We start from the raw sequence: 21,650 nt of genomic DNA on the forward strand, positions 1-21,650 counted from the left end.
AGTGTTATAAACACGCTTGTATACACCGTTAACTATTCTTCATCTGACAATCTTGTTAATGTGTCATCTAACCGCTTGTTAGGCTGCACGCCCATTTCTCTGAACTTCTCAACTTGCCTTACTAAATTTCCACGCCCGCTTGAAAGCTTATTCATCGCTGCATCATAACTGCCATGGGCGGTATCTAACGCCTTACCAATCTTCTCAATATCAGAAACAAACCCCACAAATTTGTCGTAAAGCTTTCCTGCTTGCGCTGCAATTAGCTGCGCGTTTTGGTTCTGATATTCGTATTGCCAAATATTATTGATGGTACGCAGCGCCACAAGCAGATTCGTTGGGCTTACCAACATAATATTATGGTTCAGTGCAAGCGAGACAAGATCGGGTTCTTCTTCAATGGCTAGTAAAAATGCGGGTTCAATAGGAATGAACAGCAACACATAATCTAACGTACGTAGCCCTTTAAGTGACTGATACTCTTTGGCCCCTAGCCCTTTTATATGGCCTTTAATCGAGGCCACGTGAGCACTTAAAAATTGTTTACGGCTAATATCATCATCACAATTAAAATATTGCTCGTAAGCTGCTAAGCTTACCTTCGAATCGATGATCACATCTTTATCGTTAGGCAAATGCACCACAACATCGGGTTGCAACCGCCTTCCCTGTTCAGATTGCGCTGATACTTGAGTTTCAAACTCATGACCTTCGCGAAGACCCGATTCTTTCAAGATGCGCTCTAAAATAACCTCACCCCAATTGCCTTGCTTTTTGTTATCGCCTTTAAGTGCGTTCGTTAAGGCAGAGGCTTCTTCTGTTATGCGTTGATTTAACGCTTTTAAGCTTAAAATTTCTGTTTTAAGCGATGCTCGTTCTTGCCCTTCACGAATATGTTGTTCTGATATTTGTTGTTTAAAGCCGTCTAACTGAGATTTAAATGGCGCCAACACGGCTTCTATATTGTGTTTGCTTTGAGTTTGATAGGTAGCACTTTTTTCATCAAAAATTTTGTTGGCTAAGTTTTCAAACTGAGTTTGCAAACGCTGTTCTGATGAATGCATTAACGCGAGCTTTTCCTCATGATTTTGCATAAGGGCATCGAGCCTTGCCCGTTGCGCTTCGTATTGCGCTTGTAACTTACTGTATTCTTTTTGCAGTAGGTCAGAGGTTTCACTAAGCTGATGTTTCTCTGCTAATAGCTGCTCATATTGACGTGACTTTTCAACCAGCATGCCCATGCGTTCTTGGTTTTCATTAAATTTGTTTTGCTGCACCAATAACGCTTCGCTTTTTTCATCGACGAGCTGGCGTGCCTGCTTTAACGACTTTCGGGCAATAACGAGTAAAATAAGAAAGAGTAACGCCAGTAAAAGAAGACCAGCATTTGCAATATAGGGAGAAAATTCAGACATGGAATACATAAAAACACGCGCACTGTTAATTTATACAGCACTATAAACAAAAACAGGTGCCATTGGCACCTGTTTTAACTACAAATGTATGATTATTTAGATAATGCTTTATCTAAATCTTCAATTTTTGCTTTCCAAATAGCTGGGCCTGTTTCGTGCGCGTTTGCGCCCGTGCTGTCTACCGCTACTGTCACTGGCATATCTTCTACGTCAAATTCGTAAATAGCTTCCATACCTAAATCTTCAAACGCCACTACTCGTGACTTTTTAATCGCTTTAGAAACTAGATACGCAGCGCCACCTACAGCCATTAAATAAACTGACTGATGCTTGGCAATAGATTTAACCGTTGCAGGACCACGTTCAGCTTTACCAATCATGCCGATAAGACCTGTTTTCTCTAACATCATGTCAGTGAATTTATCCATACGTGTTGCCGTTGTTGGACCTGCTGGACCAACAACCTCATCACCAACGGCATCTACAGGGCCTACGTAATATATGAAGCGATTAGTTAAGTCTACGCCTTCTGGTAAGCCTTCACCATTATCAAGCATAGTTTGAATACGCTTATGTGCAGCATCACGGCCGGTCAACATTTTTCCAGAAAGCAGTACGGTTTCCCCTACTTTCCAATCTTGAATGTCTTCTTTAGTAACATCGTTTAGGTTAACACGACGGGTGTTTTCACTCACTTCCCACGTTACTTCTGGCCAATCTTCCAATTTAGGCGGCGTAAGTTCCGCAGGACCTGAGCCATCTAAATGAAAATGTGCATGTCGGGTTGCCGCACAGTTAGGGATCATAGCCACAGGCTTAGACGCAGCATGGGTAGGTAAAGACATAATTTTTACGTCTACTACGGTCGTTAAACCACCTAAACCCTGTGCACCGATACCAAGTTGGTTTACGCGCTCAAAAATTTCGACACGTAATTTTTCATCTGTGGTTTCTGGACCGCGAGCAATCAATTCTTGAATATCAACCGGATCCATTAAGCTTTCTTTCGCGAGTACAGCGGCTTTTTCTGCTGTACCACCAATACCTATACCCAACATGCCTGGTGGACACCAACCTGCACCCATAGTCGGTAAGGTTTTCACTACCCAATCAGCAATGTTATCGCTCGGGTTAAGCATTACCATTTTAGATTTGTTTTCTGAACCGCCGCCTTTGGCCGCAATCATCACTTCAATCTTTTCACCCGGTACCATATCAATGTGCACAACAGACGGTGTATTGTCTTTCGTGTTGGTTCGTGCACCAGCGGGATCGGCAACAATAGAAGCCCTTAACGGGTTGTCTGGGTTTAGATAAGCGCGCCGAGTACCTTCATCAACCATCTGCTGAACGGTCATGTCGGTTTTATCCCACGTGACACCCATACCGACTTTTACGAAGCAAGTAACGATACCTGTGTCTTGGCATAAAGGACGTTTGCCTTCGGCTGACATTCTAGAGTTGATAAGGATTTGTGCCATCGCATCTTTGGCTGCTTGGCTTTCTTCGCGGTTATACGCTGCTTCTACGGCTTTAACGTAGTCGAGCGGATGGTAGTAAGAGATAAACTGTAGGGAATCTTCAATGCTATCAATGAAGTCCTGTTGGCGGATAACGGTCATGACATCCTCTTTTTTTATTTTGCTTTCGTGGTCTTAGCCTGCTAAAAAAGCGTATACTAGCGCATCTGTTGGCACCGTACCATGTAAAAATGGGGAACGTTCTGCAGTGCAGCTTACATACCAAATAGTATTCTTCTTAATTTGATGTATAGAGTTAGTTTTTAATGTCCGCGACATCGACAATTTCCATCACGCCAATTAACACAACACCTTCCCTTTGCTTAAATGATATTTTCGAGGGAATAGCCCATAAAGCTGGGGCCGTTTTACTTGATACCTGTGGTTCAACGAAAAGCAATGGTCGCTACAACATTATGGTGTGGGAACCTCACGCCACGGTTACTGCTAAGCATGGCGGCGCCGTTCAAGTTAAAATTAATAGTGACTGTGCTAGTAATAGTATCTGTGATAATTCAAGTAGTGATGTTAGTGAAGCTGATATAAAAAGTAATAGTAATAAAAGAGGTAGCGAGACATTTAGTACTAGGTTAGCGCCCTTTGAAGCCGTAAAGCAGTATCTTCATAATCCAGTAGCAAAGCTTGAGATACCCGAGCAGTACCAATCGCTAGCCAAACAACTGCCTTTCATTGTGGGCGTAGCAGGATTTGCAGGTTACGATACAGGTCGGTATTACGAGCAGTTACCGGAAAATACGCCAAACACCTATTCCACGCCAGACTTTTCTGTCGGCCTTTACTTATCTTCACTAATAGAAGATACGGTTACAGGCGTTATCTATTTTTGCTCCGCTAATGGCGAAACAACACCGCCTTATTTTGTTACTCAACCTACTATTGGTTTTATAGGCAATACCGATGCTGCTGACCACATAAATTTAGCGGCCAAAGGTGGCAAAGATGCTAAAAGCCCCAAAGATGTTAAAGAAGCGCAAGGTGAAGATACATATAAAACCCCTTTTTCATTAACCGGTGATTGGCAGTCTAATTTAACTAAAGACGCCTACCTTACTTGTATAGAAAAAATTCACCGCTATTTGATTGCGGGTGACTGTTATCAAGTGAATATGGCGCAGCGCTTTACTGCTCCATATTCAGGTGATTGCTGGCCTGCCTACTGTGCACTACGTCAAAGCAATCAAGCGCCGTTTTCCGCCTATATCCAACTAGAAAACAGTACAATTTTAAGTATATCTCCCGAACGGTTTATAAGTGTTAAAAATGGCGTAGTGGAAACTAAGCCCATTAAAGGCACTCGCCCACGTTTTGCAGATAAAGCGGAAGATGATAACAGTGCACAGTCGCTGCTTGATGCACCGAAAGATCGCGCTGAAAACCTTATGATTGTAGATTTACTTCGCAATGATTTATCGAAACACTGTAAGCCTCATTCGGTAAAGGTACCTGAATTGTTTGCGCTAGAAAGCTACGAAGCGGTACATCATTTGGTCAGTACTGTGGTTGGCGAATTAAGTGAAAACGCTACACCGCTCGACCTACTTGCGTCGTCATTTCCTGGCGGCTCTATTACTGGCGCCCCCAAAATTAGGGCCATGGAAATTATCGACGAGCTTGAGGTTCACAGACGCAATATTTACTGCGGCAGTATTTTCTATATGGGTTTTCGAGAAGACATGGACTCGAGCATTTGTATTCGTACTCTTCTTGCCGAGAATAACCTGCTGCATTGCTGGGCTGGTGGTGGTATTGTTTTAGATTCAGTGGCTAGCGAAGAGTACAAAGAAACCTTGGATAAAGTGTCGAAAATTCTGCCTGTTCTATCCTCCCGTTTTGGAGTTGACTGTGAACAGAACTGATTTCCTACGCCAATTTCATCATTTGCGCCAAACCCACAGAGAGCCTGACTATCCGCTTAAGTCTAGAGGTCGTCCCGCTGCGGTATTAATTCCCTTAATGGATTACGGCAACGAGCTCACGGTGTTATTAACAGAACGAGCGCATCATTTACGTCATCATCCAGGCCAAGTAAGTTTTCCGGGTGGTGCGGTAGATGAAGTGGATAACAGTGTGTTCGACGCCGCCCTTCGTGAGGCCAACGAAGAAATTGGCATGCCTTATGAAAACGTGGAAATTTTAGGTGTTTTACCAAGCTACAGAACGGTTAGCGGCTATCAAATAGCGCCGGTAGTAGGTTTTGTAGAACCAAACTTTACACCTGTTATCGATCCTAACGAAGTAGAAAGTGCATTTGAAGTACCGCTAGCGCATGTACTAGACCGGAAAAATCATCTTATACATACTGCACGTAAAGGAAAACGCTCTTCGCCAATCTACTTTATACCCTGGAACGAACATATGATTTGGGGCGCTACCGCAGCCATATTACGTAACCTATCTCACCATATTCACCCTTAAGTTTATCTCCTTTTAATTACGCCTGCCCTCCTTCACCGTTAAATATATCTTTACGCTACATTAGCAATTCTAATCAATTGATTAGCTTTTCTGTATTGTAGTTACACCCATCTACATGCATGATCCATTTATTAGATTTTTAACGGTGTAATTTTATGATTAGTGTTTTTGATATGTTCAGCGTGGGTATTGGCCCTTCGAGCTCTCACACCGTTGGCCCTATGCGTGCAGGCGCTGAGTTTGCTAAAACACTGGCCGCTGATAGCGCGCTGTTTTCAAAAATCACTACCGTCAAAGTTGAGCTTTTTGGCTCACTTGGTCAAACCGGTATTGGTCATGGTACGGGTAAGGCCGTTATTCTTGGTTTATCTGGGGAAATGCCTGAAAGCATTGATGTCGATAGAATAGAACCGTTACTAGAAGATGTAAGAAACCAAGAGTCGTTAAGCCTAAATGGCGAAAAGCCTATCTTGTTTCCTAACAAAAATGCGATTGTATTTCACCGTCGTAAAACCTTACCTAAACATGCCAATGCGCTCACATTTTACGTTTATGAAAACGATACATTATTGTGCGAGCAAACCTACTACAGTATTGGTGGTGGCTTTATAGTTAAAGATGAAGACTTTGATGCCACTAAAGCCCACGCTGCAGTTGTGCAAGCTCAAGTGCCCTTCCCTTTTAAAAGCGGCGCACAGTTGTTAGAACAGTGCAAAAATAATGGCCTAAGTATTAGTGCCCTTATGCTAAAAAATGAAACCACCTTTCAACCAACCCATGCGGTAAAGCAAAAACTATTCGAAATTTGGTTGGTGATGAAAGCGTGTGTTCAACGTGGTATCGACAGCGAAGGTATATTGCCAGGTGGCCTTAAAGTTGTGCGCCGCGCCCCTGCGCTTTATCGACGTCTACAAACGGAACACACCACCGACCCCATGCAAACCATGGACTGGGTAAACCTGTTTGCCCTTGCCGTGAACGAAGAAAATGCTGCTGGAGGCCGTGTAGTTACAGCACCCACAAACGGCGCAGCAGGAATTATTCCAGCCGTTTTGCATTACGTAGACAAATTTATTCGCCCGGTAGATGAAGAGGTAGCCAGCCGCTTTTTACTTACCGCGGGCGCTATTGGTATCTTGTATAAAGAAAATGCGTCTATCTCTGGCGCTGAAGTAGGCTGTCAGGGTGAAGTAGGCGTTGCATGTTCTATGGCTGCTGGTGCTCTGGCAGAAATTATGGGCGGTACTGTACCGGCAGTAGAGAATGCCGCAGAAATTGGTATGGAGCATAACTTAGGGTTAACGTGCGACCCCGTGGGCGGCCTAGTACAAGTACCATGTATTGAACGTAACGCTATGGGTGCAATAAAAGCCATTAACGCTTCTCGATTAGCACTTAGAGGCAGTGGCGAGCACAAGGTATCACTTGATAAAGTGATTAAAACTATGCGCGATACCGGCAATGATATGAAAACCAAATACAAAGAAACCGCCCGCGGCGGCTTAGCAGTTAATATCATCGAATGCTAGATGCTAGTGAGTAGCCAATAATGAAACCAGCGCTGTAACTGCCAGTGGTGTATCGCTAGATAGCTTTCATTTCTCACCTTTGAACTTTGTTTGTAGATATTTGGCGTTTCAAAATCTACGACCTTAAGCTTGGCATACACAAAAAAGCGATTGGCACAAAAAAGGCGATTAGAAAGTGCTTTAACACACTGTCTAACCGCCTTCTTTTAAAGGTAGATAATTTTGGCTACAAAATAACAAACAGCAACGTTATTTATTTAACGGGTAAGGTTACCCCTTTAAACATCTTCTCTACCTCATCATTGTTTTTCAGCATCATGGCTTTTTCAACTTTATCTTTCGTTAAGTGCGGTGCGAAGCGCTCGATAAAGTCGTACATGTAGCTTCGTAAGAATGACCCTTTTCTAAAGCCAATCTTGGTGGTGCTGTAATCAAACAAATGGCTTGCATCAATTTTCACTAAATCTGAATCGAGTTCATCGCTAACGGCCATGGAAGCAATAACACCAATACCCACACCTAATCGCACATAAGTTTTAATGACATCGGCATCTGTGGCAGTGAAAACAATTTTAGGCGTAAGGCCCGCTCGTTCGAAGGCTTGATCTAACTCTGAACGTCCAGTAAAGCCAAATACATAGGTTACAAGCGGATATTTCGCAATATCGCTAATATCAATAGAGCCTTTCTTCGACAAAGGGTGATCTTTATTCACAATCACACTTCGATTCCAGTGATAACAAGGCAGCATCACTAAGTCGTTGTACAAATGAAGCGCTTCAGTCGCGATGGCAAAGTCGGCTTCGCCTTTAGCGGCTAAATCACTTATTTGCGATGGCGTACCCTGGTGCATATGCAAAGACACTTTAGGGTACTTGTTCATGAAGCCTTGAATGACATCGGGCAACGCATAGCGAGCTTGGGTATGCGTGGTGGCAATATTTAATTTACCTTGGTCTGGTAACGTATGCTCACGGGCTACCGCTTTAATGCTTTCTACTTTTGCCAGAATTTCTCGGGAAATATTAATAACGTCATTTCCAGCATCAGTAACATGAGTAAGATGTTTACCACTACGCCCAAAAATCTGTACACCCAACTCATCCTCTAGCATTCTCACCTGCTTACTAATGCCCGGTTGAGAGGTATATAAACTTTCTGCCGTAGCAGAAACATTCAGATTATTGTTAAGTACTTCTACTATGTAACGTAGCTGTTGTAATTTCATTTAAAACATCGCTCCTTGTAGCCAGTTGTGTACTATACCCTTATCGTTATAACCAAAACTACTAAAAATTACGATAAGCTATTACAAACCTGACAGATTAACGCAGAAAATAGTAGGTAATTTTGCTTTAAATAAGCAATACTAAAGTGCAATACCCGTTGAAATAGTGTTTTCCTTTGTTCTTACAGATGCTTTAATTAATTCAACGCTTTCTATGTTAAGGGAAATAACAGGTTTCTTTCATGAGTGAAAAAAAGCAACTTACCTCACCTATCGACTTTTCGTCGGTGCTAGCAGCTGCTGTGCACGATATGAAGAATTCGCTTTTTCTTCTCATTCAGTCAATTGAAAATCTCTCTAGTGCGTTAGCGCCAGAGAACAGCAAAGCACGAGAGCAAGTAGCCAGTGTGCATTATGAAGCTTCGCGTCTTAACACTAACTTAGTACAAATATTATCGCTATACCGCGCAGAGCTTGAAAGCCTGCCGATAACCGTTGATGAATGCTTTGTAAGTGACTTAATTGACGATGTAGTCGGCTCGAATATTATCTATGTTGAACAAAAAGAAATTGTGGTCACTGCTAATGTCGACCTTAATTTGAGTTGGTATCTAGATAGAGAACTTATATATCTGTTAATTAATGATGTATTGGTAAACGCACTCAGATACGGCACATCTCAAATTATTATTTCAGCACATACAGAAGACGAATGCTTAGTTATTTGTATTGAAGACGATGGCATTGGTTACCCTGTTTCAATGCTAGAAAAATCCTATGAGGATTTAGCGGGCTTTCAACTTAGTCAAGGAAGGACAGGCTTAGGACTTTTCTTTGCTAAACTTATTGCGTCAGCCCATTCTCAAGGACAAGTGCAAGGAGAGATCGCACTAAGTAATGGTGGCACGCTAGGTGGAAGTGTATTTAAGGTCAAAATACCGTAACATTAACGCATAAGAATGTGACGTATAACGTCAAAGTTTTAATTCTAAATAGGTAATAAACGGAAATTCGCGCATGTACATGATAATAATAATTCTGATTGTTGTATTACTGATAGCAGCAATATTTATAAATGCTATGCAGCAACATCGCGCTAAAGCTGACTCGGAACGTCGCGCTGAACTGGCTAAACAACGGGCAGTAATAGATGAAACGGAAAGCGTTATTTTAGCCTGCGCCAACATGCCTATCTCAGGGCGTATGTTGCAGATATTAGAAAACAGAGTGTTAAGTGCCCTAAAAACCGTTAACGAACATGCTAGCACGCCAGAAACCAAACAAAAGCTTGCCAACACTGAACAGAAAATAGCCACACAAACCTCTAGTGCCGTAAGTGCCAACGAATTCGTTTTACCCGACAATGACAAGCTTATTATTCAGTACATACAAGCGGTTAAAAAACTTCGAATTTTGCTTCGTTCAGAACACAGCAAAGGCAAAGTGGAAAGCAAGGTGTTTTTTGACGAAGACAAACTATTAGAGCGTTTACAAATAAAGGTTAATGTAGAAACCTTGATTAAGCGCGGCCGCGCGGCACAACAATCGAACATGTTAGGTTCAGCACGCCAATATTACGAAAAGGCTAAAAAAGCCCTTGAGAATCAGAACCAGCAAGATGAATACACCCAAACACGCTTAGTAACGTTACAGGAATGGTTGTCAGAAATACAAAACAATCTTAAGAATGTGAACGCACAAGATAGAGCTAAGAAACAAGAAGAAGAGCGTGACGAATTAGATGAGTTGTTTGCGCCTAAGAAGAAGTGGTAAGGGTTTTCTTACCGCTACTTGGTAACTTACCTTTTATAATGGCGCAGCACCTCTGCCCATAGTGCTTGCCCTGCAACTGACATATCACGCTTAGCGTTCTTTACCATGCCGACCCTTTTTATTAAAGGGTCTTCTTTCATTTTAAGCACCGTAAGGCCAATACCTTCCATAGATGCAATACACAAAGACGGCATAATAGCGATACCCAGCCCTTGCTTAATAAGTTGACCTAATGTGCCTAACTGGCCCGTTTCAGCGACTATAACCGCCTCGCCTACCGTACTTATTTTTTGTTGAGTCCACATTCTTACCGCCGAGCCCCTATTCATCATTACCATTGGATGCTGAACACAATCTTCCCAACTCACCGTTTGGGCTTTAGCCAATATGTGATTAGGATTCACGACTGCCACAAAACAGTCATCAAATAACGGAGTAAAAATAAGGCCTTCATTTTGCTGCGGTTCGAAAGTGAAACCCAGTTCGGCCCTACCCTCACAGACTTCATAGATAACATTTTCCATCACTACATCTAAAATGCGTAAATTGATATTCGGTGCATGCTGATGGTACCTATTCAATAAGCTAGGCAAATGTGACTCTGCAAAAGATGGCATAGCTGCAAGGGTTAAACGGCCTTTAGCCATAGCAAACAGGTTTTGAATATCACCAAAAGTATCGTCCCAATCCCGCATTATTCTGATTGCGTTGGGCAAAAGTGCTTCCCCTTCTTTGGTTAATGACACATGACGTGTACTGCGACTAAACAATTTCCCACCTAACTGCTCTTCCATTTTTTTAATTGCAGAAGACAATGCGGGTTGAGTGAGATGTAGCTTAATAGCGGCCTCGGCGAACGTGCTTGATTGGGCCACATGGATGAATGCTTGCAAGTTTCTGTAGGAAATGTTCACAACGTTAATGTCCTAAGTGGATTGATATATCACTGGGCTAATAGCTCACTGGAATAACAAATCACAGTGTCAGTAGACCGATGCATTAATAAATAAAACTTATCAATTAAGTGATTAATTCAATTTTACATAATAGATAACATTGTTGATACTTTTAATTAACACAAATTAATAACATTACGAGTAAGGGGAAGTACCATGTCAGGATTCGACAAAGTCGTCACTACCTATCAGGAGGCCATGGAAGGGCTAACGGATGGTATGACAGTCATTGCGGGTGGATTTGGTTTATGCGGCATACCAGAAGGCCTTATTGCACAAATCAAAACCTTGGGCACAACACAACTTACCGTGGTTTCTAATAACTGTGGTGTAGACGGTTTTGGATTAGGTATTTTGTTAGAAGACAAACAGATCAAAAAAATGGTGTCTTCCTATGTAGGCGAAAACGCACTGTTTGAAAAGCAACTACTAAACGGTGAGCTTGAAGTTGAGTTAACACCGCAAGGCACGTTAGCCGAAAAAATGCGTGCTGGCGGCGCAGGCATTCCTGCGTTTTATACGGCTACTGGCTATGGCACGCCTGTGGGCGAAGTCAAAGAAGTGAAAACGTTTAATGGTCGCCCTTATATTCTAGAAGAAGCCATTACGGGCGACTTTGCCATTGTGAAAGCGTGGAAAGCCGATCGATACGGCAACTGCATTTATCGTCATACGGCACAAAACTTCAACCCTATGGCAGCTACTGCTGGCACTATTACAGTGGTAGAAGCAGAAGAGATTGTTGAACCCGGTGAGCTAAACCCCAGTGAAATTCATACGCCCGGCATTTATGTAAATAGAGTCATAAAAGGGGAATTTGAAAAACGCATAGAACGCAAAGTGGTTTCAAAAACAATGGATAACGCTACTGCAGGGGAGTCACGATAATGGCACTATCTCGAGATCAAATAGCCATGCGAGTGGCGCAAGAATTTAAAGACGGCGATTATGTGAATTTAGGCATAGGCATTCCGACGTTGGCCGCCAGCTTTGTGCCAGAAGGCATTAGTGTAATGCTGCAATCGGAAAATGGCTTATTGGGCATGGGCCCCTACCCCAAAGAAAGTGATGTTGATGCGGATATGATAAATGCGGGAAAAGAAACCGTTACCGCAATCACCGGGGCATCTATTTTCAATTCTGCAGAAAGCTTCGCCATGATACGCGGTGGCCATGTTGATTTTACCGTGCTTGGTGCGTTTGAAGTAGACGTAAGCGGTAATATTGCCTCTTGGATGATACCCGGGAAGCTAGTAAAAGGTATGGGCGGCGCCATGGATCTGGTAGCTGGCGCTAAAAATATCATTGTAACCATGACTCATACCGATAAACATGGCAATCCGAAGCTGTTAAGTGAATGTACTCTGCCGCTAACGGGGGTGAATTGTATTACGCGAATTATTACCGATTTAGCCGTATTGGAAGTGGTAGATGGCGCATTTTTATTAAAAGAACGTGCTCCGGGTGTTTCTGTTGAAGATATTAAATCAAAAACGGGCGGCAAACTGGTAGTAGCAGAAAATGTGGCTGAAATGCAGGTTTAACCGATTTTTAGCCAAGGTAAACGCATAGCGAGCTTTCATAATATCGGCCTTTAAGGGATAATACGTGACGTTATTATTCATGAGGCCGAATCTTGCTAGTTACTGACTTACCCGTTCATCACAAAATCATTACCAAACTCGAAAGTAGAAACTTTACCGAGTTAACTGAAATTCAGGAAAAAAGCATGCTTCCTGCTATTCAGGGTAAAGATATTATCGCCTCTTCAAAAACGGGATCGGGCAAGACACTCGCATTTTTAATTCCGGCCATTAATCGTTTAATGTCGCAAAAGGCGTTAAGCCGACAAGATCCTCGCGCACTTATTCTTGCGCCTACCCGCGAATTAGCGAAGCAAGTTTTTCTAGAAGCCAAAACCATGTGTACCGGCCTAAACCTAGCCTGTACGCTTGTTGTAGGTGGTGAAAACTATAACGACCAAGTAAAAGCACTTCGCCGTAACCCACATATTATTGTAGGCACTGCTGGGCGTGTTGCCGACCACTTGAAAGACAAAAGCGTATTTCTAAATGGCCTAGAGCTGCTTATTTTTGATGAAGCTGACCGCATGCTAGATTTAGGCTTTTCAGAACAGTTAAACATGATTAACGAGTTCGCGAATCACCGTAAACGCCAAACCATGCTGTTTTCAGCCACATTAGATAGCATTGAACTTAACTACATGACTGCCCGATTAACAAAAGCGGCGGTACGTGTGTCGGTTGGTGATTCAACAGCGCACCATGGTGATATTCAGCAACAGTGTTTCTTTGCCGACAATATTGAACACAAAGACACCCTGCTCCATCACGAAATATCTAATCGGACTTACAATCAAGCTATTGTATTCACCGCAACTCGCGAAGATACCGATCGTTTAACTGCCATGTTGAACAAAGATAAGCTTGAGGCCATTGCCCTTAGAGGAGACCTTCCTCAAAACCAACGCGCAGCCATCATGAGCGAGTTTGCCCGTGGGCAGCACTCTGTATTGGTCACTACTGATGTGGCTTCACGAGGTTTGGATTTATCTAAAGTTGGTTTGGTTATTAACTTTGATTTACCCAAAAATGCTGATGAATATATTCACCGCATTGGTAGAACTGGCCGAGCAGGTCAAAAAGGTGAAGCCGCTTCGTTTGTAGGCCCTCGAGACTGGAAGAGCTTCATTACGTTAAAAGCACATTTACAATACGAATTAGAGTGTGAGTCGCACGACACTCTTCCGGCTAAATTCAAAGGCATTAAAGCCCCTACGCCTAAACAAGATGCGCAGAAAAATAAAGCCAATAAGTCTGAAGCCCAAGAAGCTACTGTTGCGAAGAAAGTTCGCCGCGTAGATACCATGGCAGGTACTGAGATTGGCATGGCGCCAGTGAAGCGTAAGCCTAGAAAAGTAGAACCTGAGCCTGAAGATGAATCAGAATTCGAAGCTGGTATAGATATAGATGTAAACAATGAGATTGATAAAGATAAAACCGATAACAGTTAAGATCTCGTAGCAATCTAAAAATTTGTAAAGGAGCATTAGTGCTCCTTTTTTTGTGCCAATTTATTGCAAAGTTTTCATGCTAACCCCTGTCCATCAAACCACTTCCCTGCTGTACACACCCCTACTACTTAAGTCTAAGTAACATGTAAAAACACCTAATGTGTTTTGCCACCTTCCGATGACTTTTATGGTGTTAAAAATGGGAAAGTCCACTGGTTAAAAATTCAACTCGCAACATGTAATTAAATCTTGTATCTTTGAATACGTTAGGTTTTTTTACACAGCTAACACTAGTAGTTAGCATTGGGACGTTTCCCAACGTGCATGTACTCATCAAAAGATATCTACTTTCAGTGGATAATAAGACGCTCTTCATTACGTCAATTTTCAATAAAAAGAAAGGGGTTCCTATGCAGCAATCAAGAAGAAACTTAACCAAATTATTGTCGTTAGGTTTGGTATTTCCTACTCAAGTTATGTCGGCATTAAGCGCACCTACCGAGAATATGTTAGCTACTGCCAGTAACACATCTTCCACACACTCTATTGACTTACAAAAGCTGTATAACAACGCCATAGTGATAGATGGAATGATCATCTCAAGAGGATGGGACAAAGACTCTTTCGATGCTTTGCAAAAAACGGGATACACCGGCTTTCATAACTCGCTAAATAGTAGCAGTTTATCCGTCGCGAAAGCGTCGTTGAATGAATGGCGAAAACGCATTGATGAAAACCCTTCTACTTTATTACTTGCTACCTCGGCCAATGATTTTTTAACCGCCAAAAAAGAAGGTAAAACCGCTGTCTTCTGTGGGTTTCAAAACACTAAAATGATTGGTGATTCTATCGATAACATCGATACCCTATACGATTTAGGTACTCGATGGATGCAGTTAACTTATAACGAGAGAAACTTGCTGGGCGACGGCTCGACAGAACGTACCAATGCAGGATTGTCTGATTTTGGTATTGAAGCTGTTGAGCGTATGAATGAGCTGGGTATAGCAATAGACCTTTCCCACTGTGGCCGACAAACCACTATGGACGGTATTACCTACAGTAAAAAAGGCGCCACAATCAACCATTCTATGTGCGAAGCGCTATACAGAAATCACCCCAGAGCTAAAACTGATGAACAACTCAGAGCCATGGCAGATAAAGGCGGAGTGATTGGTATTATAGGGTTAGGCTACATGGTGGGGCCAGATCCTGGTGGGAAAACCACATTAGAAAATTACGTAGACCATATCGAGCACGCCATAAATATTGCCGGTATTGATCATGTCGCCATGGCTTCTGATTTTCCCATCCAAGGTATGATGGCCAATGGCGCAACTAAGGAGAATTGGTATACCCCAAGACTCACTCGTTTTAAACCTTCTTATCAAGTGAGATGGCCCGCTCACATACCTGAACTAGACTCAACCGATAGATTTAGAAACGTTATTCACGTACTAGAAAAGCGTAAGTTTACGGCTAGTAATATAGAAAAGTTACTAGGCCAAAACTGGATTCGTTATTACCAAGATACGCTTTAACACTTTCCTGCCATTTTAAAACTACGTGAGTTGATAAAAATTATGACCAAAATAGTAACTCAGTTAGGAGCAGTTTTATTGCTGTTCACCGCCCTTTTAGGCTGTTCGAAAACTAACACTCAAACCGATATCGGCGAAGAAAATAACAACACCAAAATAGTAACTTACCAAGTAGTTTTTCGTGAAAGCATTGCTGGCAGTTATATTAAAACAGCAGTAGCTGATAATACTTATAGTTACACCTATCACTATACTGACAGAGGCCGAGGCCCAAAGATTCAAGAGGTCATTACCTATGACAATGATTATTACATCACTAGGCAAAGAGTAAACGGAGTCAACTACTTAAAATTACCTTTTGAAGACTACTTTGAAATTAAAGATGGTAAAGCCACTTATTTTAATACACTGGGCACTGGAACAACCGATTATACAGACCCACAGTTTTACTTTAGGTTTGATGGTAGCCCCGCGGTGTATGAAGTATTAGGCAATCTATTTTTAAAAAATAATGGCAAACCAGTGCAGGTATTTGATGGCGGTGAATTTTCTTTGATAGAGAAAAAGCCTGTTACATTGGAAAATGGTGAAAGACTGACGTTGCTTGTCATTAAAGGCATTGATATGACCCCTTTGTATCTGTGGATGCAAGGCGACAGCATGATTGCCAGAATTGCCGGTAACCGACACATCATAAGAGAAGATTTTGTAGCTTCACGCCTAGAAATCAAGGCGCTGCAAGACAGTGAAGAAGAACACTATCTTTCTTCGTTAGCCAAAAATTTATCGAACAAAATCGATGAAATCAAAATAGAAAACGTCTCGGTATTCCTTCCGAGTGGCAAGCTTGCAAGTCATCAAGATGTATTTATTGTTGGCGATAAAATTAGCCAGATTACCGACACTCAACGGTCTTCGCTAGACGATATAACCATCATTGATGGAACGGGAAAAACCCTACTGCCTGGTCTTTTTGATATGCATACTCATAACAGCAAAGCGAGAGGCCTTTTACATATTGCTGGTGGAGTCACCTCGGTTAGAGATTTGGCAAACAACAAGCAACTCAAAAGCCTTGGTCGTCAGTTTGACGAAAACCAAATCATTGGCCCCAGAATTGTTATTTATGCTGGCATTATTGATGGCCCAGGCCCTCTAGCTAACAAGCGCAATTCAGTGAGTACCCTTGAACAAGCATTGGCTGAAATTGACGACTATCATGCTTTAGGTTACGACCAAATTAAGCTTTATAGTGCGATAAAAACAGATTGGGTTGAACCACTGATAAATAGAGCGAAGGGCTATGGCATGCGGGTAAGTGGTCATATTCCCGCATTTATGTCGACACAAAAAGCCATTGAACTAGGCTACAACGAAGTTCAGCACATCAACATGGTGTTTTTGAATTTTCTTTCGACAAGCATTGATACTAGAACGCCACTTCGACACACCATGCCAGCAAGACATGGTTACAAGTTAGACTTGAATGATAAAAAATATATCGACTTTGTTGATCTTTTAATTGAAAAAGATGTGTTAATTGACCCTACCGTAGCGCTTTTCGAAAATATCCTCACTTCAAAGAAAGGGCTACCAAGTCCAACATACGAAAAAATTGTGCACCGTTTGCCTATTGTTAGTCAAAGGGCTTATTTTACTGGTGGATTCCCAACAACCGCAGAAACAGCCCCGCTCTATGAAAAAAGCTTTCAGAAAATGCTAGATGTAGTTTATGACTTGCATAAAAAAGGCGTAGCACTAGGTGCAGGGACTGACGGGCTTCCCGGCTTTTTACTACACCGAGAACTTGAGCTTTATGGCGTTGCAGGTATTTCAAATGAAGATGTTTTAAAAATGGCAACTATACGGGCAGCTGAAATTACGAAACAAGCAGACAAACTAGGCAGTATTGAAGTGGGAAAAAATGCTGATGTTATTTTAATTGATGGGGATCCACTCGAGAATCTCAGTGACATTAGAAATGTAGAACTGACGTTTAAAGGTGGGTACTACTACGATGTAAAAGCATTGTATGCGGCCTTGGGGATCAAGCATTTTAAGTGAACAATAGGACGAACTGGAACCTAAAGCGTTTTACCCCTAAATAAGTTCACGATGAAAGTCTACCCTTTTCGTTATCTGAATGGTTTTCAGCAGCAAAAAATCGAATGTATAAAGCTCAAAGCGAGGACGTAAAAATGTACAAGTATTTATCTATTATCGCAATTTCGTTTACCCTGCTTATTGGATGCAACCCCACCAATATAAAAGACGCCCCCGAGGCTGATTATGATCCTGAAGCACGTTTAAAAGCACTTAATATTGTATTACCTAGCCCTCCTCAACCTGTCGCTAATTACGTAAACGGTGTGCAAGCGGGCAATTTAATCTTTCTAGCCGGAAAAGGGCCTAAATCGCCGGATGGAAAAGAATTAAGAGGAAAAGTGGGTAAGGATGTGACTATTGATGAAGCATACGCCGGTGCAAGATTAACCGCGATTAACCAACTCGCTGTACTTAAAACAATGTTAGGCGATTTAAAGCGCGTTAAAAGAATTGTAAAAGTACTCGGAATGGTAAATTCAAGTCCTGATTTTGTAGAACAGCCAGCGGTTATTAACGGGTTTTCAGACCTTATGGTAGAAGTATTTGGAGATAGAGGTAGGCATGCACGCGCCGCCGTTGGCATGGCGTCACTACCTAGAGATCAATCAGTTGAAATAGAACTTGTTGTTGAAATTTACGAAGAATAAAGAGCGCTGACCTACCCTGCTATCTGACGGTAAAAAGTAAGTTACCGTCAGAAGCTGTGAATCAAACTATGCGTAAAATACACCTATTCCACCTGACACTCCGTTTTGGTACTTTTAACTCATGAGTAAAAAACACCATTGTGATTTATTGTTTTATTTAGAGAAGTTAGAGGGTAACCTGATAATAATGATAAAATTAAAAACCCCATAATGGTGTGTATAGACCGACCGGTTTGTGGTCTAGTAAATTGTTAGGCACTTTCAAGGAGACTCATCAATTTTGCGCTTTATTGTATTGATTGGGATCACTCTAGATATGTATTTAGGAGATACTTCTTTCGTAATAGAAAATGGTTTCTTAACCCTCCAAATGAGTAAGCTAGCCTTACTTTCATATCCCTTTATCATCTTCGCCATTGTCTATTCTCTGAAAATGAAACCAGTCTCAACGGAAATTGAAGCGCCGTGGTGGCGTGGTTTTACTTCTTTCTTTATAGATTTTTATACAATAGTAAGCCTTGTCTTTACCCCCATTTGTTTTATTGGACTTGTCATTGAGAATAAAGGTATTCCGGTAGTATGGTGTGTAGCAAGAGAGTTGAGCTCGCATGAAAATGTTGTTTACTCCACGTTGCTCTTTCCCTCAATTCTTATCGCTTTAGCGCTTTTAAGTAGTTTTTTACATCCTAGAATTGTTTCTCCGGGGCAACTTTTAGCAAATGTTACTATTACAAAGCACTTTGAGGAGCCCAATAATAAGCTACTAATGTACGGGTTTATGTCTTATTTTTTGGTGGCTTTTCCGTTTACGTTGCACTTTATTCCATCCCACAAGGAAAAAAAGCGAATGGAACCTGATGTAGTTATAAGATGTGCCTAACAAGCGCATAAACACTCGCTTCGCTCGCGTGGGACAAATATATGTAGGCTCCCTGCGCTTCGCTTAGTATTTTAGCCTACATATATTTGCCCGTTATGCGGGAAGTTAACTACTTACAGGGAATATTAAATAATGGAAGCAAATAATATACATGGCGAGGAGCGTCGAAAAATATCTCCAGAAGATCACCATAAGTACCTAGAACGAAAGAGTGGATTTCGTATAGATTTTAGACAAAGAATTGACCTATTCACGAAAACAGTTTTGCTATTTACCGGTGGTGCGTTGACTATTTCAATGAGCCTTTTTTTAAAACAAGATTCTCCCCAAGTAACTACTTCAATTTTACAGGATTTGAAACTCTCATGGGGATTGTTGCTATTTACAATTGTTACATTTTCAGTCTGCTATTACACAATGCTCATTCAAGGTTTTTATATCAATAAAAATTGGGATGGCAGACTCCCCCTAAGTGACGATCAAATAACTGGGAATACGACTTTATCAACGCTTAGGGCACTTATTGTTATTCTTGGTACGATAGGCTTTTTTTCTTTTTTGTGGGGTTTAGTACTATTAGGAACTGTTTCTATTGAAGTAGTTGAATTAGCAGGTAGCTAATCGGATAGCCGAAGGTCTCTAACCTACAGCCGATTAGCTCCTGTGCATTTCAATAATGGCTTTTGCTTTTGCGCCAACGCACCTAGACCAAGTCAGGTACGGAGTAAATGAGTTGCACAAGCTCTTTATTGATCTTCATGTTCAGGCCTTCACCGTGTCCCAACCAATACGATGGGCGTTTGGCTACTATGCCTTCTGCTGACTTCTGCTGCATCATATACGGTGGCCGTTAGATCACGTAGTTTCGTTGCCTTGTGCCAACTCACCTCCAGCCTACGCCTCATGATGTTCTTATTCATCAGCTCGCAGATTTGCTAGCGGCTTCCTCCAGGTAGCCCCTCGCGTGTTTGCCCTTGCTATTCGCTAGTAGTTATCATAAGTTCAGTTGTGGGAACTTTTATCGTTTCTATGCTCATGCAAACTGTATATATTTCTCCAACATGGGTTATTGATTTACTTATTTCTGCAATATCGATTTTAGTAGCAACATTCATTGGTCATCATTTTCGTGCTATGTCTAAAAATACTACGTAACAAACCAATATGTTCAGCCAGCAATAAAACTAAGTCACTCACTTCGTTCGCTGGGACGCATACTCGCAGCCCCTACGCAATTAAAGCCCCGCATCTGCGCCCCTTAACTTAAAGTTAGTTAACCAAACGAGAATCATGCAAGTTACAAAAGCGAAATCATCTCCAAACCTTGCTAGAGCTGTTATTATTACTGGCCTAGGATTTTTCCTTGCTTTGCTATTCTTTTTTTTCACTAAAGCCTTTGATGGCAAACTTACCACGACACTCTCGTTTATTATTTCATCACTTTCTTTCTGGCTAATGTATTCCTCTATTCAAGCGTCAAAAACCTTTAGTGCTATTGAAATTAACTTGGACGAACATCCCTATTCATTTACCGTGTTTCAGATTATATATTCAGTGACAGGCTTCTACTGTTTAATATTTGGTATCTATAAGTTGTGTTGGTATGGTAACTAAAAAAACGCTATTGGTACTCCTTCCGGTGAGCTATGAGCTTTGATAAACCAACAATTTGGGGTAAAGGATCGTTAGAACCGTCTGCAAAGTGCCCTAAGTGCGATCTTATAATGTATCTTGGTAATCAATGCCCTCATTGCAATCACTGGTTATCGGTTAAAGAAAAAGCCGAACAAAGCTTCTTTTGGAGACAGCGAAGGAACCGAGGGGTAATAAAAGGCATTATATTCTTCCCTTTATTACTCCTAGTACTATTTTGGCTGTTTACGTAAACCTCAAAAACTCAGTTGTGTTTAGTTGGCCTTTTTTAAATTTTCTAGTAAACATATCAAACACTGAAGCCACTCGCTCTGCGAGCTGAAAAGTTATGTGCCAAAGTAAAAGGAATTATTAATTGTTTAAAATTAAATTTGTCGTAGTAATTTTCTCTCTATCACTATCATGTTTGGCGCATGCAAATCTAAACCACGCCGCCTTAGAGAAGGAAGTATTAGATTCATTCCGAAACCTTGTCGAAGCTTCAAAAAAGCTCGATACTAAAACCTATTTTCAATATTTTGATGTAGAAAAATTTATTGGTTTAAATAGTGACGGAACAAACTGGAATTCCTTCGATGAATTGACTCCAGTTATAAATGTTGGCTTTAACTCAATACAAAAAGTCAAACTTATAGAGTTCCCAAACGTCAAGGTATCAGTCATTGATGCTAACACTGCAATTTTGGTCAACGAGTATACACAAACAGTATTACTCAAAAATGGGAATACCTACACTGCTTCAGGTGGTGGCACACAGGTCTGGTCTAAACGCAGTGGTCGATGGAAATTGGTTAGTGTGTCAGCTAGCAATAAACCTTAAGCCAAGCTCCATAAGAAAAATGCATTTAACCAAAAAGTCTCTTCCGTTAGTCACTAGTGCGCTAACACACTGGACTGCTTCGCGATTATGCCCTGCGCGTGCGCGTCCCTTT

The 21,650-nt window shown here is 41.6% G+C and carries 20 protein-coding genes; 15 read left to right on the forward strand and 5 right to left on the reverse strand.

Going from position 1 to position 21,650, the window contains the following annotated elements:
- Positions 1 to 32: 32 nt before the first annotated feature.
- Positions 33 to 1,424: a DNA recombination protein RmuC gene (gene rmuC / locus Q4561_RS02410; RefSeq protein ID WP_303457353.1), complete on the reverse strand. Its 1,392-nt coding sequence runs from the start codon at positions 1,422 to 1,424 to the stop codon at positions 33 to 35.
- Positions 1,425 to 1,507: 83 nt separating this feature from the next.
- Positions 1,508 to 3,037, reverse strand: coding sequence for a fumarate hydratase (locus Q4561_RS02415; protein WP_303457354.1), 1,530 nt, complete (start codon positions 3,035 to 3,037; stop codon positions 1,508 to 1,510).
- 164 nt (positions 3,038 to 3,201) lie between these two features.
- On the opposite strand from Q4561_RS02415, the gene pabB reads away from it, so the two are divergent.
- The 3 genes from pabB to Q4561_RS02430 all read left to right on the forward strand — a co-directional run bounded on the left by pabB (position 3,202) and on the right by Q4561_RS02430 (position 6,900).
- Positions 3,202 to 4,812 carry an aminodeoxychorismate synthase component I gene (pabB, locus tag Q4561_RS02420; protein ID WP_303457356.1) on the forward strand — a complete coding sequence of 537 codons (1,611 nt, stop codon included), beginning with the start codon at positions 3,202 to 3,204 and terminating at the stop codon, positions 4,810 to 4,812.
- On the forward strand, positions 4,799 to 5,371 hold the full coding sequence (locus Q4561_RS02425; RefSeq protein ID WP_303457358.1) for a CoA pyrophosphatase: 573 nt from the start codon (positions 4,799 to 4,801) through the stop codon (positions 5,369 to 5,371). Before pabB ends, Q4561_RS02425 begins: the two co-directional genes overlap by 14 nt.
- A gap of 155 nt (positions 5,372 to 5,526) precedes the next feature.
- The gene (locus tag Q4561_RS02430) at positions 5,527 to 6,900 is read left to right on the forward strand and encodes an L-serine ammonia-lyase (protein ID WP_303457360.1); all 1,374 of its coding nucleotides are present in this window, start codon (positions 5,527 to 5,529) and stop codon (positions 6,898 to 6,900) included.
- 253 nt (positions 6,901 to 7,153) lie between these two features.
- On the opposite strand, the gene cysB is transcribed toward Q4561_RS02430, so the two are convergent.
- A complete protein-coding gene (cysB, locus tag Q4561_RS02435; RefSeq protein WP_303457362.1) occupies positions 7,154 to 8,128 on the reverse strand; it encodes an HTH-type transcriptional regulator CysB in 975 nt (324 codons plus the stop codon).
- A 242-nt stretch (positions 8,129 to 8,370) separates the two neighbouring features.
- On the opposite strand from cysB, the gene Q4561_RS02440 reads away from it, so the two are divergent.
- Positions 8,371 to 9,072, forward strand: coding sequence for a sensor histidine kinase KdpD (locus Q4561_RS02440; RefSeq protein ID WP_303457363.1), 702 nt, complete (start codon positions 8,371 to 8,373; stop codon positions 9,070 to 9,072).
- A gap of 73 nt (positions 9,073 to 9,145) precedes the next feature.
- Complete coding sequence (locus tag Q4561_RS02445; RefSeq protein WP_368411513.1) at positions 9,146 to 9,901, forward strand: hypothetical protein; 756 nt, start codon at positions 9,146 to 9,148, stop codon at positions 9,899 to 9,901.
- 26 nt (positions 9,902 to 9,927) lie between these two features.
- Here Q4561_RS02445 and Q4561_RS02450 read toward each other — a convergent pair whose 3' ends face one another.
- A complete protein-coding gene (locus Q4561_RS02450; protein ID WP_303457366.1) occupies positions 9,928 to 10,815 on the reverse strand; it encodes a LysR family transcriptional regulator in 888 nt (295 codons plus the stop codon).
- A 198-nt stretch (positions 10,816 to 11,013) separates the two neighbouring features.
- Between Q4561_RS02450 and Q4561_RS02455 the strand changes: the two genes are divergently transcribed.
- The 8 genes from Q4561_RS02455 to Q4561_RS02490 all read left to right on the forward strand — a co-directional run bounded on the left by Q4561_RS02455 (position 11,014) and on the right by Q4561_RS02490 (position 19,686).
- Complete coding sequence (locus Q4561_RS02455) at positions 11,014 to 11,745, forward strand: CoA transferase subunit A (protein ID WP_303457367.1); 732 nt, start codon at positions 11,014 to 11,016, stop codon at positions 11,743 to 11,745.
- The gene (locus Q4561_RS02460) at positions 11,745 to 12,401 is read left to right on the forward strand and encodes a CoA transferase subunit B (protein WP_303457368.1); all 657 of its coding nucleotides are present in this window, start codon (positions 11,745 to 11,747) and stop codon (positions 12,399 to 12,401) included. Before Q4561_RS02455 ends, Q4561_RS02460 begins: the two co-directional genes overlap by 1 nt.
- A gap of 92 nt (positions 12,402 to 12,493) precedes the next feature.
- Positions 12,494 to 13,891, forward strand: a complete 1,398-nt coding sequence (locus tag Q4561_RS02465) for a DEAD/DEAH box helicase (RefSeq protein ID WP_303457369.1) — start codon at positions 12,494 to 12,496, stop codon at positions 13,889 to 13,891.
- Between the two features lie 410 nt (positions 13,892 to 14,301).
- Complete coding sequence (locus tag Q4561_RS02470; RefSeq protein WP_303457371.1) at positions 14,302 to 15,432, forward strand: dipeptidase; 1,131 nt, start codon at positions 14,302 to 14,304, stop codon at positions 15,430 to 15,432.
- A gap of 42 nt (positions 15,433 to 15,474) precedes the next feature.
- Positions 15,475 to 17,496, forward strand: coding sequence for an amidohydrolase family protein (locus Q4561_RS02475; protein WP_303457373.1), 2,022 nt, complete (start codon positions 15,475 to 15,477; stop codon positions 17,494 to 17,496).
- Between the two features lie 134 nt (positions 17,497 to 17,630).
- Entirely contained in the window at positions 17,631 to 18,185 is a 555-nt protein-coding gene (locus tag Q4561_RS02480) for a RidA family protein (RefSeq protein WP_303457375.1), read from the forward strand.
- Between the two features lie 280 nt (positions 18,186 to 18,465).
- Positions 18,466 to 19,065 (forward strand): hypothetical protein, encoded by a 600-nt coding sequence (locus Q4561_RS02485; RefSeq protein ID WP_303457376.1) that lies wholly within the window; start codon positions 18,466 to 18,468, stop codon positions 19,063 to 19,065.
- Between the two features lie 132 nt (positions 19,066 to 19,197).
- A complete protein-coding gene (locus tag Q4561_RS02490; RefSeq protein WP_303457377.1) occupies positions 19,198 to 19,686 on the forward strand; it encodes a hypothetical protein in 489 nt (162 codons plus the stop codon).
- A gap of 82 nt (positions 19,687 to 19,768) precedes the next feature.
- Here the strand turns inward: Q4561_RS02490 and Q4561_RS02495 are convergent, their stop codons facing one another.
- Positions 19,769 to 19,903: a hypothetical protein gene (locus tag Q4561_RS02495; protein ID WP_303457380.1), complete on the reverse strand. Its 135-nt coding sequence runs from the start codon at positions 19,901 to 19,903 to the stop codon at positions 19,769 to 19,771.
- A gap of 452 nt (positions 19,904 to 20,355) precedes the next feature.
- On the opposite strand from Q4561_RS02495, the gene Q4561_RS02500 reads away from it, so the two are divergent.
- Positions 20,356 to 20,679: a hypothetical protein gene (locus Q4561_RS02500; RefSeq protein ID WP_303457382.1), complete on the forward strand. Its 324-nt coding sequence runs from the start codon at positions 20,356 to 20,358 to the stop codon at positions 20,677 to 20,679.
- A 394-nt stretch (positions 20,680 to 21,073) separates the two neighbouring features.
- Positions 21,074 to 21,538, forward strand: a complete 465-nt coding sequence (locus tag Q4561_RS02505; protein ID WP_303457383.1) for a nuclear transport factor 2 family protein — start codon at positions 21,074 to 21,076, stop codon at positions 21,536 to 21,538.
- Positions 21,539 to 21,650 lie beyond the last annotated feature (112 nt).

Origin of the sequence: Alteromonas sp. 1_MG-2023 (assembly GCF_030547075.1) — a bacterium.
Lineage (GTDB): Bacteria > Pseudomonadota > Gammaproteobacteria > Enterobacterales > Alteromonadaceae > Alteromonas.